Raw genomic sequence first — 16909 nt, 5'->3', positions numbered from 1 at the left:
TTCACTGCCCAGTTGCGTGGCAGTACATAACGTAATCCCAGCCTGGGCTGTACAGAATAATAGAAACGTCCTTCCACCAGGAAAGCCGAAGCATGTACGCCTATATTCGCATACAGATCCGGCCGCAGCTGCCAGTCGTCTTCCGCATATACCGACAATTCAGCGCCGATCACCCGCAAGGCTGAGGGCAACGTATCGAGTGGTTTTACCGGGCTGCCCCTGTCTTCAAAAGAGGAATTGCCTGGTTTGAAATAATGCATGGTAGTAATCGTTCCAAACCTGATAGCATGCTTTGGGTTAGGGCGGAAATCAAAATCAATTCTTCCTCCGCTATTCTCCATGCGGGAATTATACTTTCCAAATACATTCGATAGCTCACCGGAAGAAGGAATCTCCGACTTATGCTCATACTGCGTAAAGAACGCGTACTGGGAATAATTTAACGTAATGTTGGAAAACAACCGCGGGCCGTAAATATGGTTCCAGCGTAAAGCAGCCATGGTGTTCCCCCAGCCCAACTGAAATTTGAAACCTTCGTCGCTATATTTCGTAGGTTCGTCTACGTTATTACTGTCTATCGGTGTTTGTTTCAGCATCAGGTTATCTTCTCCCTTATAAAAACTAAAAAACACGCGATCCTTCGGTGAGAAAATATGGTTCACTTTTGCATTGATATCATAAAAATAAGCCCCGAAATCACCGCCACTCCCCATTGCATTGTCCGATTTCAGCGCTTCATTCAGCAACAGGTCTGGATAAGAACGACGGGCAGATAACATAAAGGATGTTTTACCTTTTACGATAGGTCCTTCGATGTTGAATTTGGCCGCAATCAATCCGATAGATACATCACCATGGTAGGCATTCATATCTCCTTCCTTCATGGCAATATCCACCACAGAAGACAAGCGGCCGCCGAAGCGTGCAGGGAAGGCCCCTTTGTACAAGTCGGTGGATTTTACCACATTGGCATTTACCAGCGAGTAAACACCAAAAAAATGCGAGAAATTGAATACTGGTGTACCATCCATCAGCACCAGGTTTTGATCCGGGCTACCACCTCTCACATATAATCCGCCCGCGCCGTCCATTCCTCCGCTTACGCCCGGCATAGATTGCAGTGTGCGCATGACGTCTACTTCTCCCAACAATCGCGGCATAGCCTGCAATTCCGTAGCAGAAAGATTGACTTTGCTCATTTGGGTTTGCTCCTGTAGCTTACTTTTTTCACTGGCGCTAATCACCACTTCTTTCAGGCTACCTACTGGTTTCAATACAATATTGAGTAATTGATCGCCTTTCTCCCGTAGCGGCTGTAAATGGGGCGCATAGCCAACATAGGAGATCACCAGGCTATTGGAATCCTTTACGGTAGTAAGACTAAAAAAACCATATTGATTAGTAGTGGTTCCCTGTTTCAGGGCAGGCGAGTACACCGTGGCGCCAATGAGATTTTCCCCACTCATGGCATCTTTTACATAACCACTGATAGTGCGGGTATTGCGCTGAACAGGTAGCAGTACTACCTGTTCACCTACACGGGTAAATCTGATATCATCGGGGGCAAACAGCTCTTCCAGCACTTTTTTAAGCCGCTGTTCATGGGCTGCCAATGTAACTTTCCGGGACAAGCTGACCAGTTCCCTGCTATAGGAGAAATGAATACCATACTCCTTTTCCAGTAATCCGCAGATCATTTCTATGGGCTGGTCCTTTACAACTACCGTTACTCTTGTTTGCCAATCCCACCCAAAAACATTCAGTGGGAAACATATTATAAATATTCCCGTCAGCAGTTTTCCGGCTAACGACATAGTATTGCTTATTTGAAAGGGTGACAGTGGAGCTGTTAGCTGTTAGCTGTTAGCTGTTAGCTGTTAGCTGTTAGCTGTTAGCTGTTAGCTGTTAGTAAATGCAGCGGATGATTAACATAACATGACCTTCGCTGCATTTACTAAAAGCTAAAAGCTAATGGCTAAAAGCTATTTTAATTTGTATTGTCGATCATTCATTTTCTCGTACTCCGCATTCAGCATGAGTGACAGCGTTTTAATCACATCTTCCGCAGACTCTCCTGTAAAGTCGGCACGAACAGGTAATTTGAGCAGATCGGTATTCATGACTTCTACTTTGATGTCGTATACTTCTGTAATAGAATGCAATACTTCTTCCAGTGGTGTATCATGAAATGATAAAGATCTCTTCCCCATGTCAGTAACGTGGGAGGCTATACGAAATGCGGGTCTTTCACTATCAGTTTGCAACAGCATACCATCGGTGAGTACAACACTATCCTGCTTATCATGATCTATCACCATTACTTTACCACTGCTTACATGTACTTTCAGCGTAGCGGCGCCGGGCTGGTAATTGATCATAAACCGGGTTCCCAGTACTTTTACTTCTGTGTGGCCCAGCGTAATCACAAAGGGATTGGTGGCGCTGCCGCTTACATCAAAGGAGGCAGTACCGGTAAGACTCACTTTCCTGTTACGGTCGTTAAAGCCTCTGGCTACCTCCAGCCTGGAAGCCGCCAATAACTGCACACTGCTCCCGTCCTGCAGTCGAGCCAGTACCGGACCTGCATATATTTGTTGCGGACGATTACCTACCAGGAACCACCATCCGGCGCCGAATACGACCAGCAATACCGCAGCAATTTTTAACCAGATAAAGCGATTTTTGGGTCTGACGGCAATCAATGCTGGTTTATGATCCATTTTTTCGCTGAGCTGTGCCCAGGCGAAGTGGGTATCTGCCGCCACCGCCTTTTCGTTGACGGCCGCTGTATCCAGTACTTTGGCCAGTGAGTTCAGCAGGACTTCGTTACCAGTATCCGTTTTCTTCCACGCTTCCACCCACGCATACTCTTCCGCATCTGCTTCATTCAGCAGATACTTGCACAGTAAGGTATACAGTGCCTCATCAGGCATTGCCTCATTGGGAAAAGATGGTGTCATCAGTAGTTGTAAGTTTTTACAGTCAGCGCCTCAAGGCGATAATATAATAATAAGACGCATGGAAAATATGAATGCCCCTATGCCGTCCGAAAAATTTTTAAAACAAAAAACCTGTCAGCAGCGGCAGGTATTCCTTCAGTTCCTGGTGCAGGATCTTTAATGCTTTTCCCATCTGGTTCTCCACGGTTTTCACCGAAATATTCATCGCCGCAGCAATTTCTGCATATTTAAGATTTTGCTGCCGGCTAAGTACAAATACTTCCCGGCAACGCTCCGGCAACCTTTCCAGCGCCTGCCGGTATAGTCTTTCCAGCTCTTTTACCTCTTCCCCTGCGCCAATGGCTGTTTCCGACACCTTTCCAAAACCTGTTTCCTTTTCAGTACGCACAACATCCTTACGCCATTGGCTAATGGCGGTATTACGAATAGCAGAAAACAAGTATGCTTTTACCGGCCCCGTAATGGTGATCGTTTCCCGTTTTTCCCACAACCGCAGGAAGACCTGTTGTACAACCTCCTCCGCTACATGGGAATCTCCCGTGTAGTGAGTGGCGAAGGCCAGGCAATGAGCATGGTTTTCCCTGAATAATGCTTCAAATGTTTGGAGCTCCAGCATGATGAGCAGCAAATATAGCTATGATTTATTTTATTCCTGCCATTCTACATGTGCAGAAAAATCTTTACGTACAAATACTGAAAAATGCCATCTGCAGCCATTATATAAAAAATGAGTAGGGGGTAAATACCACTTTCTGCGTCAGGAGAATCATCAAAATCACATAAATCCTGATTATCTTTGTCCCCGCAATGTACAACCTGATCAAAAACTTTCTTTTCCGCTATCCGCCGGAAAACATTCACCACAGCGTAATGCGTGGTATGAAGACATTATATTCTCTGCCACTGGGCAAAACAGTGCTAAACGCCTTCTGCGGTGTAAAAACCAAAGGACTGGAACGTGAACTGTTTGGACTGACCTTTTCCAATCCCGTAGGGCTGGCAGCTGGTTTTGACAAAGATGCAAAGTACATTGACGAACTGGCCTGTCTGGGCTTTGGCTTTGTAGAAATCGGTACCGTGACTCCGCAGCCACAGCCAGGTAATGAACAGCCAAGACTATTCCGCCTGCCGGCAGACAAAGCCCTTATTAACCGCATGGGCTTTAATAATGAAGGCGCTGTAGCCGCTGCCAAAAGATTACAACGTAAAAAATCCAATATCATCGTAGGTGGCAACATCGGGAAAAATAAAATCACCCCGAATGAAGATGCTGTCAGCGACTATGAAAAATGCTTTCATGCGCTGTATGATGTAGTAGATTACTTTGTGGTAAATGTAAGCTCCCCCAACACGCCCAACCTGCGTGCTTTGCAGGAGAAAGAACCCTTAAAACAACTCTTACATCACCTGCAGGTACTTAATACCCAAAAGCCCAAACTCAAACCTATTCTGCTTAAAATAGCCCCTGATCTGACCACAGAACAACTCGATGATATTATCGAAATTGTAACAGAAACGAAACTGGCCGGTATTGTAGCCACCAATACCACCATCAGCCGGGCAGGATTAAAAACGCCTGCGGCAGAAGTGAATGATATTGGCGCCGGTGGCCTGAGCGGATTACCGGTAAAACGCAAAGCCACAGAAGTGATCCGTTATATTCATACCCATAGCCAGGGCAGCATACCCATTATTGCGGTAGGCGGCATTTTCACGGCGGAAGACGCCCAGGAAAAACTGGATGCCGGGGCCTCCCTGGTACAGGTATATACCGGCTTCATTTATGAAGGCCCTACCATTGTGAAAAAGATCTGTGCCGGATTACGTCAGTAACATCGCATCATCGCTATCTATTCAACCTATATGGAACAGTTTCTCACAGCAGAATCGCTGATCAGTTTATTGACACTGATACTCATGGAAATCGTATTGGGCATCGACAATGTCATTTTCGTTTCTATTGTACTTAACCGACTAACCCCTGAAAAAAGGCCCGCCGCCCGCCGCGTATGGATGTTTGCAGGTATGGCCATCCGTATCATCCTGCTGCTCTGCATCGGCTATATCGTAAAAGCGGTACATCCCCTGTTCAGCATCGGCAGCCACGGCTTTAGTCTCCGCGATCTTATCATGCTGGGAGGAGGTATCTTCCTGCTGATCAAAACCACCCTCGAAATCCATCACAAACTGGAAGGCGAGGAAGAGTCTACCGATATTAAAAGCGGTGGCAAACCGGCCGCCTCCTTTTTGAACATCGTAGGCCAGATTATCCTGATCGACACCATTTTCTCCTTCGACAGTATCATTACCGCCGTGGGACTGGCCAAACAGGTACCGGTAATGATTGTGGCCGTAATAATCGCCATGATTGTGATGTTCCTGTTTGCACCCCGTATCAGCGATTTTATCCACAAACATCCTACGCTGAAAATGCTGGCCCTTTCCTTTCTGGTAATGGTAGGCGCTATCCTCATCATTGAAGGATGGGATGCAGAGAAGGCACATGATATGCACCTGAAAAACTACGTATATTTTGCGATGGCATTTTCCTTCGGGGTAGAAATGCTGAATATGCGGGTAAGGAAACCGTCTAAAGAAAAGCCGGTGGAATTAAAGGAACCGACACTGAAATAGCTTTTAGCCGTTAGCTTTTAGCTTTTAGAAAAAATGCAGCGAATATGAACACAATATATAAGTTCATATTCGCTGCATTTTTTCTAAAAGCTAAAAGCTAACGGCTAAAAGCTAAAAAATGGTATTCATCAGGGTTACCGCTACCATCCCCGCTGTTTCTGTACGTAAGCGCGTATTCCCCAGCGATACCGGTACAAAGCCCTGCTCCAGTGCCAGTTTAATTTCATCCGGTGTAAAATCACCTTCCGGGCCTATCAGTATCAGCGTATCTTTCCCCCGTTGCATAGTATGCTGCAATTCCTGTTTCTGTTCCGGCAAACAATGTGCGATCATCCGCTGCGGATCTTTGTTGTTCTTCACCAGTTTATCGAATGCCTGCGGCTCCTGCAATTCCGGTAAATAAAATTGCTGCGATTGCAACATGGCGGATACCAATATATTTTGCAGCCGTTCTGCTTTTATTTTCTCTTTCTCTGTACGCTGACTTACCAGCGGAATAATTGTTTGAATACCTATCTCGGTGGCCTTTTCCAGGAACCATTCAATGCGCGACGCATTTTTGGTAAAGGAAATGCCTATACGAAGCGCCCGCGCCGGCGGCGGCACTGTTTCGCAAGACCATACCTGCAGCACACATTTCTTGCGGTTATCATCTGTAATGGCCGCTGTAAACTTGTGTCCACGGCCATCTGCCAGTAACACCTGATCTCCCTTTTCATGACGGAGTACCTGGATACAGTATTTGGAAGTATCCTCATTCATTGTATATGCAACCGCATCCGGCTGTATTTCCGGTGCGTAAAAAACTGGCAAATCCATACGTGCGAAGTTAAGCAGAAAGTTTTTTTGTTTTGACGTGAAACCGCACAAACAGCAACACAGATGCCACCAGCAACCCTAACAACAGTGCCCACCACACACCTTCTACACCAAAATCCAACTTAATCCCCAACAGGTAGCCCAACGGCAGTCCCAGTCCCCAGTAGGCCAGCAGCGTAATTAACGTAGGGATACGAACATCACCTAAACCACGTAAAATACCCAATCCAACTACCTGCATGCCATCGAACAACTGAAAGAAGGCCGCAATGATCAGCAACCCGGAAGCAATCTTTATTACCTGCGGATCCTGGATATAAAAAGAGGGGAGCAGGTGATTGCCAAGTGTAAATAACAACGCCGCGCCTCCCATCAGCAACAGCACCATATGGTAACTGGCGATAGCGGATAAACGCAGTTCCCCGAAATCCTTCTTCCCAAAATTATTACCGCTTTTGATACCTGCCGCAGCAGAAATACCACTGGCCATCATGTAAGTCATGGAGGCTAAACTGAGGGCAATCTGATGAGCCGCCAACTCGGCGGCGCCCATCCAGCCCACCATGACAGCGGCGCCACTGAACGCACTCACCTCAAACAAATATTGCATGGCCACCGGTGTACCGATCCCCAATATTTTTTTGACAGCGGCTGCCTTCAGGTTTTTGAAGCCAAAAGATTGTAAGTAAGGCTTAAACCGGGGCGCCCGCAGTACATAGCACATCATAGTAATTCCCATGATTAGCCTGTCTGTAAACGTAGCAATACCAACGCCCACAACACCCATTCGGGGCATCCCAAATAAGCCATATACCAGGATGATACCGATAATAATATTGATCACATTACCGATGATACTGATGTTCATGGCCTGTCGCGTAAACCCCAGCCCTTCGGCAAACTGCTTAAAGGAAAGGAACAGCATCAGGGGAATAAAGGAGAAGCCCAGGTAACGCAGGAACGGCCTGGCCTGTTCGGCTACATCACCTTCCTGGTGCAGGATAGACAGGTGGCTGCTGCCAATATAAATAACGGCAGACAGCAATACGCCTACTACCATATTGATAATAAGACTGTGGCTCAACAAATAGCCGATGGCGTTTTTATTGCCACGCCCGTTTTCCTGGGCTATCAATGGGGTGAGTCCATAGGACATGCCAATGCCGGCCACCATAAAAACAGAAAACAAACCATTGCCCAGCGATACCGCTGCCAGTGGCACTTTACCAGTATGGCCAATGATAATACTATCTGATAATGCTACCAGTGTATGTCCTAGTTGTGAAATGACTACGGGGTAGGCTAAACTAAAATTGTCTTTGTAATGACCTTTATATTTAAAGTACAGTTGTTTCATTGATTGTGCTGTTATTGTGGTGCCGCGTTTTTTTGTCTTACTCAGGATTATACTGATTTAGATGATTGTCCGGATTTTATTTTTTGGATGTTAAAGATTTGGCTGGATAAATTCACTTACATCTACCAAAATCATAAAAGTAGAAATCCGGGAAATCATCTAAATCAGTATAATCCTGAATAAGACAAAAAAAGCCGGCGATCGTTTTCGATGCCGGCTTTTTAGCAATATCTTTTATGCGCTAAAAGGGTGCATCTTCAAAGCCTTCATCGAAGTTCATATCATTCATCTTGGATCCCTTCTGTATGTACAGTTTGGCTTCATCGTTACCGCCGCCACCACCTTGCTGTGAGCGACTGATACCTGCGAAAGGACTACCGCCACCACCGGGATTTTCCAGGCTACCATCATCTTCAAAACGCTGGTATTCCAGTACAGCTCTTAGTTTGATGGTATCCAGCTGACCATTACGGTGCTTGGCTATACGAACGTGGGTTTCACCTTTATTGGATTCGCCCATTTCATTGGTGTTGATTTCATAATATTCAGGACGATAGAGGAACATTACCATGTCGGCATCCTGCTCGATCGCTCCGGATTCACGGAGATCACTCAGCTGCGGCATCTTGTTACCATCTTTTCGTTTTTCCACATCACGGCTCAACTGCGAGAGGGCGATGATAGGTACCTGTAATTCCTTGGCCAGCCCTTTCAGGTCACGGGAAATTTTACTGATTTCCTGTTCACGGTTGGAGCCTTTACCATCGCTGCTGCCGCTCATCAACTGCAGGTAGTCGATGATGATAACACCTACGCCATGGTTGTGTACCAGCCTGCGGCATTTGGCGCGCAGCTCAAAGATGTTGAGAGCCGGAGTATCATCGATGAAGATGGGTGCTTTTGCCAGGCGTTCAATACCATGCGTCATCAGCTTCTTCATTTCATACTCTTCCAGTTTACCACGGGAAATCTTTTCCAGCTTTATTTCTGACTCGGCCGAGAGGATACGTTGTACAATCTGGCCGGAGGACATTTCCAATGAGAATACCGCTGCGCCTTTCGGGAAGCGGGGATGAAGCGCCGCATTACGCGCAAGGTTCAGCGCGAAGGCGGTTTTACCCACAGAAGGACGGGCAGCTATGATGATCAGATCCGTAGACTGCCAGCCATAGGTTACCTTATCCAGTGAAGGGAAGCCGGAAGGCACCCCGGTAATATCGTCTCCCTTGTTACGCAGATCCTCAATACGCTTCATGGTATTTACCAGTACGCGGTCAATCGAATCGTAGTTTTTACGAAGGTGATTATTTGTTACCTCAAAGAGTTTAGACTCGGCACTGTCCAGCAGGTCAAATACATCGGCAGTGTCTTCATAAGACTCCGTGAGTATTTCACCGGAAATACGGATCAGTTCACGCTGAATAAACTTCTGGAGGATAATACGGGCATGTGCTTCAATATTGGCGGAAGACACCACCATATTGGTAAGTTTCATAACAGTAAACGGACCACCGATTTGTTCCAGAGAGCCCATTGATTTCAGCTCTTCAGTAACGGTGAGAATATCTACCGGCATAGACTTACCTGCCAGACGGGTCATGGCGCTAAAAATAATCTGGTGTGCTTCTACATAAAAACACTCCCCTTTCAATATCTCAATGACGGAGTCAAAGGCTCCCTTCTCCAGCATTACGGCTCCCAAAACAGCTTCTTCCAATTCTTTAGCCTGTGGTGGTATCTTGCCATACACCAAGGATGACACATCAATGGACGGTTTTCTACGCACATTGCGGTCCTTCTTAAGATTGAGATCCATTTATGGTTAGTGTATTAAAAAAAGTTAATAAAAGGTTACTGTCAATGGGCCTTTCCAGTTGTTTTTACAATCGATATCTGCATTTTTCCCGCATTCATCAGGGTGATAGCTACTTTAAGAAATTGTAAACTTTTGCAAGCCGTACAAACTAAGGTAAAGGCATTTTTTCGATTAACACCCCTTCATTAGTTATTAAATTTATTAAGCCTCATACACAGGTTATCCACAAGCAAATTGTCAGTTATCCACTGACAGCACTATGGTTATCCACTAAAACGCCAGAAATTCCCAAGCAAAGGTCCGATTATTCACACACATTGTGTAAAAAGATTTTCCACATACTGCAAAAACATCGCACCAGGGCTAAGCTGAAGGCATAAAGCAAAAAGCAAAAAGCTATCGCAGCGGAGATTTGAGCGAATATCGCAGCTGGTTAAAGCTTGTTGTTTACCCGCTCAAATCTCCGCTGCGATAGCTTTTTGCTTTTCGCTTTCCGCTTTTTGCCTAACTTTACGCCACTTATATAAACCGAGCAGATAAATGACGATTTCATACAACTGGCTATGTGATTATTTACCGGTGAAGCCTACACCGGAGGAACTATCTACCATTTTAACCAGAATTGGTCTGGAGGTGGAGAACCTGGAAAAATTTGAAGCAGTAAAGGGAAGTCTGGCTGGATTGGTGATCGGAGAAGTACTGACGGCAGAAAAGCACCCCAACGCGGATAAACTGAGACTGACCACAGTTAACACCGGCAACGGTGAGCCTTTGCACATTGTGTGTGGTGCTCCTAACGTAGCAGTAGGCCAGAAAGTAGTGGTAGCCCCCATTGGCGCCACCATTTACCCACTGAGCGGGGAACCGCTGACCATGAAAAAAGCAAAGATCCGTGGAGAAGAAAGCCAGGGAATGATTTGCGCGGAAGACGAAATAGGGCTGGGCAACAGTCATGATGGTATCCTGGTACTCGACGCTTCCCTGCAACCCGGTACCCCGGCCAGTGAAGTGTTTAAACCCGCAAAGGATTACATCTTCGAAATAGGGCTGACTCCCAACCGCATGGATGCCATGAGTCATATTGGAGTAGCAAAAGATGTATGCGCCTTCCTTAATAATATTGAACATACCCATAAATACCAGGTACAACTGCCGGAAATAAAGGCGCTGCCGAAAGCAGCTACTCCTTTACCGATCAGCGTTACCATTGAAAACACCGATGCCTGCCCCCGTTACAGTGGTATATCCATTACCGGTATACAGGTAGCGCCTTCTCCTGAATGGCTGAAGACAAAGCTGACCGCTATCGGTGTTCGCCCGATCAACAATATTGTGGATATCACCAACTTCATCCTGCATGAAACGGGGCAACCACTCCATGCGTTTGACGTGGCTGCCATCAAAGGCAACGCCGTAGTGGTGAAGAACCTGCCGGCCGGCACCCCATTTGTAACGCTGGATGAAAAAGAAAGAAAGCTGGATGCCTCTGACCTGATGATCTGCAATGGTGCCGGCGAAGGCATGTGTATTGCAGGCGTATTTGGTGGCCTGCACTCCGGTGTATCTGATACTACACAAAGCATTTTCCTGGAAAGCGCCTTTTTCAGCGCCGGTGGTATCCGTACCACTTCTTTCCGTCATGGATTACGTACAGATGCTGCCTCCCGCTTTGAAAAAGGCGTGGATATCTCCAATGTGGTATTTGCCCTGCAACGTGCAGCAGACCTCATTTGTGAGATCAGTGGTGGCCAGGTTGCCTCAGACCTGATCGATGTTTACCCGGCGGTAAAAGTTAAAACACAGATAGAAACAACGTATAGCTATATCCGTAAACTCAGCGGAGGCAACTATCCGGACGATAAGATCAAAAACATCCTGCGCAGCCTGGGCTTCGACACCCTGTCTGAATCTGCCACCGGATTTCGTGTATCCGTACCATTCAGTAAACCGGATATCAGTCTCCCGGCCGATCTGGTAGAAGAAGTAATGCGGATAGATGGATTGGATAATATCGAAATTCCTTCCAAAATTGCCATTTCTCCCGCCCTTTCTGCCCAACCGGATGCAGAGAGCGTAAAGGAAAAAATAGCCGATTATCTCGCTGGCAACGGTTTCAACGAAATTTTCACCAATTCCATTACTAACAGCAAATACTATACGCCCGAAGTACTGGAAACTGCTGTGAAGATGATGAACAGTCTTACCGTAGAACTGGACATCATGCGCCCTTCCATGCTGGAAACCGGTTTGGAAAGCATTTCACATAACCTGAACCGCAAAAACGAAGACCTGCTGTTCTTCGAATTCGGTAAAACTTACCAGGTATTGGAAAAAGGCTATGGTGAAAATAATCACCTGGTACTGTACCTCACGGGTAAGCAAACAGCAGAAACCTGGATGCATGCCGCTAAGCCGGTAGACTTTTACTTCCTGAAAGGATTTGTTATTAATATACTCAAACAATTGGGTTACAAGCAGCTAACCTGGGCAGAAAGTACCGAAACCGGCTTACAGCCAGCCTGGGAAATCAAGGTAAAAAACCAGGTGGTAGTCACCCTCGGAGGCGTACCCACCGCGAAACTCAAGCAATTTGATATCCGCCAGGCCGTATGGTTTGCCACCTTCAACTGGGATAAAATACTGGGACTCTTGCAAAAAAGTGATAACTTTTACAAAGAAATCCCGCGTTTCCCGGCAGTTCGCAGAGACCTGGCACTGATACTGGACAAGCCCGTAAAGTTTGCCGCAGTAGAAGCAGCTGCCCGCAGCGTGAAATCGGGCCTGTTACAACAGGTAAATCTGTTCGATGTATTTGAGAGCGAAAAACTGGGCACTAATAAGAAGTCTTACGCCGTAAGCTTTACCTTCCTGGATGCTCAAAAAACACTTACTGACAAAGAGATTGACAGTGTAATGGAAAAACTCATCAAAACGTTTGAAACACAGTTACAGGCGGAGATCAGAAAATAGAATTACGAATTAGAAATTACGAATTACGGAGTTGTGGGTAGATTTACCCGGTTATCTCCTCTTTTATTCGTAATTCGTAATTCGTAATTCGTAATTTAACAAAATGGTTTTAGAGCAATACATTCAACGCGTAGAAGAGAAACTGCACCTGCTGGTGAAAAAGCTCCAGCAGGTGCAGGCCGAGAATGTATTGCTGAAAGACGAAATTAAAATACACCAACAGGAGCTGCTACAGCAGCAACAGTCGTTACAGGTACTGGAGGACAGGGTGCAACTGATGAAAATTGCATCCACCGCCCAGGGAGGTACTACCATTGCAACAGAAGACGAGGCCTTCAAAAAGGAGATCCGCGGCAAAATCAATGATTACATTAAAGAAATTGACCGTTGTATCGCTTTGCTGAACAGCTGATAAAAAATCATACATGATAGAACAACTCATTCCTATTAACATAGTCGTATCGGACCGCTCTTACCGGATTAAGATAAAACCGGAAGAAGAAGCGGAAGTACGTCGTATTATGAAAGAAGTGAATGAGAAAATTGTCGATTTTAAGACTTCTTATGCGGGGAAAGATCTGCAGGACTATATCGCTATGGCTCTTATTATGTACGCTACCCATCCTGTCACCAGCGGCGGAAAAGCCCAGGCAAGCACTGCTCCTTTTTTGCAGGAAAAGCTGGAAAAGCTGGAAGAAATTATCAACCAGGCATTGGGTTGATCACGTTACCCATTGCTAAACAATGAATTAGCTAATTGGCTAATTATCACGTATCAAAGACGCTTTAACTGCTATTTTTTTGTATTTTCGCGGGTCAGTTCTCGCCCCTGTTGTGTTTTAGCAGCGACATGGGTATGAGAATACTACATAAATCAAGTATAAATAATTCATATGGGTGTTACACTTATCACGACAATAGCTGCAGTAGTGGCATTGATCATTGGGATTGTGCTAGGTAAGGTGATTTTTGCCAAAAATACACAGCATAAAATAGATGAAGCTGAGAACCAGGCTAAAAAAATCATTGCAGATGCACAGATTAGTGCGGAAAATCTCAAGAAAGACAGATTGCTGGAGGCAAAGGAAAAATACCTGCAACTAAAAAGCGAGTACGAGAAAGATGTACTGCAACGTAATCAGAAACTGGGAGAGTCGGAAAATCGCATCAAACAGAAAGAACAGGCCATCAGCCAGAAAAACGAGCAACTTCAGAAGCAATTAAACGAAAACGACGCGATTAAAGAAGGTCTGAACCGCCAGATGGAACTCGTGACCATTAAACGTACAGAACTCGAAAAGCACCAGGAAGAACATATCCGCCGCCTTGAAAAAGTAGCCGGGTTAACCGCAGAAGAAGCTAAACACCAGCTGGTGGAAAGCCTGAAAGAAGAAGCCCGTTCACAGGCACTCTCTCATATTCAGGAAATCATTGAAGACGCTAAATTAAAAGCGAACAAAGAAGCCAAAAAAATCATCATACAATCTATTCAGCGTACTGCTGCTGAGCAAACCATTGAAAATACCATCACCGTATTTACCCTGGAAAGCGATGAAATCAAAGGTCAGATCATTGGTCGTGAAGGCCGTAACATCCGTGCCATTGAAGCGGCTACCGGTGTGGATCTGATTGTGGATGATACCCCTGAAGCCATTGTATTATCTTCCTTCGATCCATTGCGTCGTGAAATAGCGCGTTTATCGCTGCAACGCCTGGTACAGGATGGCCGTATTCACCCTGCCCGTATTGAGGAAGTGGTGGAAAAAACCAAGAAACAACTGGAAGAACAGGTAATGGACATTGGTGAAAGAACCGTGATAGAACTGGGTATCCATGGCCTGCATAAAGAACTGGTACGCCTGGTAGGTAAGATGCGGTTCCGCTCCTCCTATGGACAAAACCTGCTCATGCACTCCAAAGAAACCGCCAATCTTTGCGCGGTGATGGCGGCTGAACTGGGCTTAAATCCTAAACTGGCCAAACGCGCCGGCTTACTGCACGATATCGGTAAAGTACCTGATGAAGAAACAGAGCTGAGTCACGCCCTGCTGGGTGCCAAACTCGCTGAAAAATACGGAGAACACGCAGCCGTAGTGAATGCCATTGGTGCGCACCACGATGAAATGGAAATGCAATATGTGATTTCTCCAATCGTTCAGGCTTGTGATGCTATCAGCGGCGCCCGTCCGGGTGCACGCCGTGAAATCATGCAAAGCTACCTGCAACGTATCAAGGACCTGGAAAACCTGGCCCTGGCGCATGATGGTGTGGAAAAAGCCTACGCTATCCAGGCCGGTAGAGAACTGCGTATTATCGTAGAAAGTGATAAAGTTTCCGACGGCGATGCCGATCGTTTATCTTTCGAAATTGCCAATAAGATACAGACAGAAATGCAGTATCCCGGCCAGATCAAAGTAACGGTGATCCGTGAAAAAAGAGCAGTGAACATTGCGAGATAATTTTCTGATTTAGAAATACAGGAAATTGAACTTATATTGGAGTCCCCCGGGTAAAACCGAGGGACTCTTTTTTTTGTAAAAAAACTGGTCTTCAATCAATAAATGCAGTGTTATGAAAAAAACCTTCGTTAAATTCCTGCTGGGTTCCGCCTTGTTACTGGGCACCAGCCACGCTTTTGCACAAAAAGCGCAGTCCTTATTCAACGGCAAGAACCTGGATGGATGGAAAATTTACGGTACCGAAAAATGGTATGTGGAAAAAGGGGAATTAATCTGTGAAAGCGGCCCTGATAAAGAATACGGCTACCTGGGTACCGATGGTCAATACAAAGATTTTGAACTGACGGTACAATTCAAACAGGAAGCCAATGGCAACAGCGGCGTGTTCTTCCACTCTTCGCTGGATGGTACTAAAATTACCGGCTGGCAGGCAGAGGTAGCACCTCCGGGCATGCATACCGGTGGTATCTACGAATCTTATGGCCGTGGATGGCTGATCCAACCAGACAAGGAAAAAGAACAATACCTGAAAATGGGAGAATGGAATACCATGAAAGTACGGGTACAGGGCGATAACGTAACTACCTGGCTGAATGGACATGAGATGATCACCCTGAAAGATGATAAAATAGGTGCGGCCAATGGCCAGATCGCCCTGCAGATTCATTCTGGTGGCGGTATCAAGGTAAGATGGAAAAACATCAAGCTGACGCCCCTGAAATCGTAAATCAAACTGCTGAATGCACTTTACGGATAAAGTCATACTTATTACAGGCGCCAGCTCGGGCATAGGTCATGAGCTGGCGCTTTTATTGGCAAAAGAAAAAGCCAGACTTATACTGGCAGCCCGTAACCAGGCTGCGCTGGAAGCCGTACGCAATGAGTGCCTGTTATATACACCCTATTGCGAAATTGTACTGATGGACGTCACCGACGAAACCCAGGTAAATGAAGGCGCCCGCCGTGCTTTACAATTTTTCGGGAAGATAGATGTCCTCGTGAATAATGCCGGTGTAACACAGCGGTCAAAGTTGATAGACACCTCTGTAGCCGCCGTCAGACAACTGATGGAAGTGAATTTCTTTGGCGCCGTGATGCTTACCCAGGCATTGTTGCCTCATTTCCGGGAACAGGCCGGCGGACAAATCATCATTATCAGCAGCATGGCCGGATTAATGGGCTATCCCTGGCGCTCCGGTTATAATGCGGCCAAACATGCCCTGCAAGGCTACTTCGAAACCCTGCAAACCGAACAACCCATTCCTCATTTATATACCACCATCGTTTGCCCGGGCCGCATACATACCCCCATTACCTATTCCGCCATCACGGCTAACGGCGACGCCTATGGCAAAATGGACCCCAAACAGGCAAAAGGATTATCTGTTACTTTCTGTGCCCGGCGTATTCTAAAGGCCATGCATACACGAAAAAAAGTGGTGCTGATTGCCAGAGAAGAACGGATATTGTTGTGGTTTAAAAGATATTTCCCCCCGTTATTTTATGTGATTGCGCGCAAAGGGAATTAATTTGCAGCAAATTCAACAATGTATGGACCTGTTACTGCAACAAGTAGCTGAGGCTACTACCTATCTGCAATCCTTTTCCTTTGAGCAACCGCGCGTAGGCGTAGTACTGGGAACCGGCCTGGGAGAACTGGTAAATCATATCAAAATAACACATACCATTCCTTATCATCAGATCCCACACTTCCCCGAATCTACGGTAGAATCACATAAAGGAAACCTGATACTCGGACATATTCATAATACGCCCATCATCGCCATGCAGGGACGCTTTCACTACTATGAAGGCTATACGATGCAGCAGATTACCTTCCCGGTACGCGTGATGAAAGCGCTCGGCATTCAACAGCTGCTGCTGAGCAATGCTT

14 protein-coding genes and 1 pseudogene are annotated in these 16909 nt (G+C 46.1%); 9 read left to right on the top strand and 6 right to left on the bottom strand.

Going from position 1 to position 16909, the window contains the following annotated elements; genetic code table 11:
* The 3 genes from VIP81_RS06195 to VIP81_RS06185 all read right to left on the bottom strand — a co-directional run.
* On the bottom strand, positions 1-1814 hold a 1814-nt coding region (locus tag VIP81_RS06195; RefSeq protein WP_331957604.1), incomplete at its 3' end, for a carboxypeptidase-like regulatory domain-containing protein.
* A 168-nt stretch (positions 1815-1982) separates the two neighbouring features.
* On the bottom strand, positions 1983-2960 hold the full coding sequence (locus tag VIP81_RS06190) for a FecR family protein (protein ID WP_331957603.1): 978 nt from the start codon (positions 2958-2960) through the stop codon (positions 1983-1985).
* Positions 2961-3057: 97 nt separating this feature from the next.
* Positions 3058-3588, bottom strand: coding sequence for an RNA polymerase sigma-70 factor (locus VIP81_RS06185; protein WP_331957602.1), 531 nt, complete (start codon positions 3586-3588; stop codon positions 3058-3060).
* A 179-nt stretch (positions 3589-3767) separates the two neighbouring features.
* Here VIP81_RS06185 and VIP81_RS06180 point away from each other — a divergent pair, with 179 nt between their 5' ends.
* Entirely contained in the window at positions 3768-4793 is a 1026-nt protein-coding gene (locus tag VIP81_RS06180) for a quinone-dependent dihydroorotate dehydrogenase (protein ID WP_331957601.1), read from the top strand.
* Positions 4794-4823: 30 nt separating this feature from the next.
* Entirely contained in the window at positions 4824-5594 is a 771-nt protein-coding gene (locus tag VIP81_RS06175) for a TerC family protein (protein ID WP_331957600.1), read from the top strand.
* Positions 5595-5705: 111 nt separating this feature from the next.
* Here the strand turns inward: VIP81_RS06175 and VIP81_RS06170 are convergent, their stop codons facing one another.
* From VIP81_RS06170 to dnaB, 3 genes are all read right to left on the bottom strand, one after another.
* A complete protein-coding gene (locus tag VIP81_RS06170; protein ID WP_331957599.1) occupies positions 5706-6413 on the bottom strand; it encodes a 16S rRNA (uracil(1498)-N(3))-methyltransferase in 708 nt (235 codons plus the stop codon).
* Between the two features lie 10 nt (positions 6414-6423).
* A complete protein-coding gene (locus VIP81_RS06165) occupies positions 6424-7770 on the bottom strand; it encodes an MATE family efflux transporter (RefSeq protein ID WP_331957598.1) in 1347 nt (448 codons plus the stop codon).
* A gap of 241 nt (positions 7771-8011) precedes the next feature.
* Positions 8012-9532, bottom strand: a complete 1521-nt coding sequence (gene dnaB, locus VIP81_RS06160; RefSeq protein WP_331957597.1) for a replicative DNA helicase — start codon at positions 9530-9532, stop codon at positions 8012-8014.
* 594 nt (positions 9533-10126) lie between these two features.
* Here dnaB and pheT point away from each other — a divergent pair.
* The 7 genes and pseudogenes from pheT to VIP81_RS06125 form a co-directional block, all read left to right on the top strand.
* Entirely contained in the window at positions 10127-12556 is a 2430-nt protein-coding gene (pheT, locus tag VIP81_RS06155) for a phenylalanine--tRNA ligase subunit beta (RefSeq protein WP_331957596.1), read from the top strand.
* Positions 12557-12659: 103 nt separating this feature from the next.
* A complete protein-coding gene (locus tag VIP81_RS06150; RefSeq protein WP_331957595.1) occupies positions 12660-12968 on the top strand; it encodes a hypothetical protein in 309 nt (102 codons plus the stop codon).
* Between the two features lie 13 nt (positions 12969-12981).
* On the top strand, positions 12982-13278 hold the full coding sequence (locus tag VIP81_RS06145) for a cell division protein ZapA (protein WP_331957594.1): 297 nt from the start codon (positions 12982-12984) through the stop codon (positions 13276-13278).
* A 171-nt stretch (positions 13279-13449) separates the two neighbouring features.
* Positions 13450-15015, top strand: a complete 1566-nt coding sequence (gene rny / locus VIP81_RS06140) for a ribonuclease Y (protein ID WP_331957593.1) — start codon at positions 13450-13452, stop codon at positions 15013-15015.
* A 112-nt stretch (positions 15016-15127) separates the two neighbouring features.
* On the top strand, positions 15128-15742 hold the full coding sequence (locus tag VIP81_RS06135; RefSeq protein ID WP_331957592.1) for a DUF1080 domain-containing protein: 615 nt from the start codon (positions 15128-15130) through the stop codon (positions 15740-15742).
* Between the two features lie 13 nt (positions 15743-15755).
* On the top strand, positions 15756-16544 hold the full coding sequence (locus VIP81_RS06130) for an SDR family oxidoreductase (protein WP_331957591.1): 789 nt from the start codon (positions 15756-15758) through the stop codon (positions 16542-16544).
* 22 nt (positions 16545-16566) lie between these two features.
* Positions 16567-16909: pseudogene (locus VIP81_RS06125) on the top strand (purine-nucleoside phosphorylase); the annotation flags it as partial.

This window comes from Chitinophaga sp., from assembly GCF_036566945.1.
Classification (GTDB): domain Bacteria; phylum Bacteroidota; class Bacteroidia; order Chitinophagales; family Chitinophagaceae; genus Chitinophaga.
The sequence above is the reverse complement of the archived record's forward strand: the minus strand, read 5'-3'. Positions and strand labels throughout refer to the sequence as shown.

Coding starts and splice junctions, on each gene's coding strand:
- VIP81_RS06190 (WP_331957603.1), bottom strand. CDS start 2,960: ATGACACCATCTTTTCCCAATGAGGCAATGCCTGATGAGGCACTGTAT.
- VIP81_RS06180 (WP_331957601.1), top strand. CDS start 3,768: ATGTACAACCTGATCAAAAACTTTCTTTTCCGCTATCCGCCGGAAAAC.
- VIP81_RS06175 (WP_331957600.1), top strand. CDS start 4,824: ATGGAACAGTTTCTCACAGCAGAATCGCTGATCAGTTTATTGACACTG.
- VIP81_RS06170 (WP_331957599.1), bottom strand. CDS start 6,413: ATGGATTTGCCAGTTTTTTACGCACCGGAAATACAGCCGGATGCGGTT.
- VIP81_RS06165 (WP_331957598.1), bottom strand. CDS start 7,770: ATGAAACAACTGTACTTTAAATATAAAGGTCATTACAAAGACAATTTT.
- pheT (WP_331957596.1), top strand. CDS start 10,127: ATGACGATTTCATACAACTGGCTATGTGATTATTTACCGGTGAAGCCT.
- VIP81_RS06150 (WP_331957595.1), top strand. CDS start 12,660: ATGGTTTTAGAGCAATACATTCAACGCGTAGAAGAGAAACTGCACCTG.
- VIP81_RS06145 (WP_331957594.1), top strand. CDS start 12,982: ATGATAGAACAACTCATTCCTATTAACATAGTCGTATCGGACCGCTCT.
- rny (WP_331957593.1), top strand. CDS start 13,450: ATGGGTGTTACACTTATCACGACAATAGCTGCAGTAGTGGCATTGATC.
- VIP81_RS06135 (WP_331957592.1), top strand. CDS start 15,128: ATGAAAAAAACCTTCGTTAAATTCCTGCTGGGTTCCGCCTTGTTACTG.
- VIP81_RS06130 (WP_331957591.1), top strand. CDS start 15,756: ATGCACTTTACGGATAAAGTCATACTTATTACAGGCGCCAGCTCGGGC.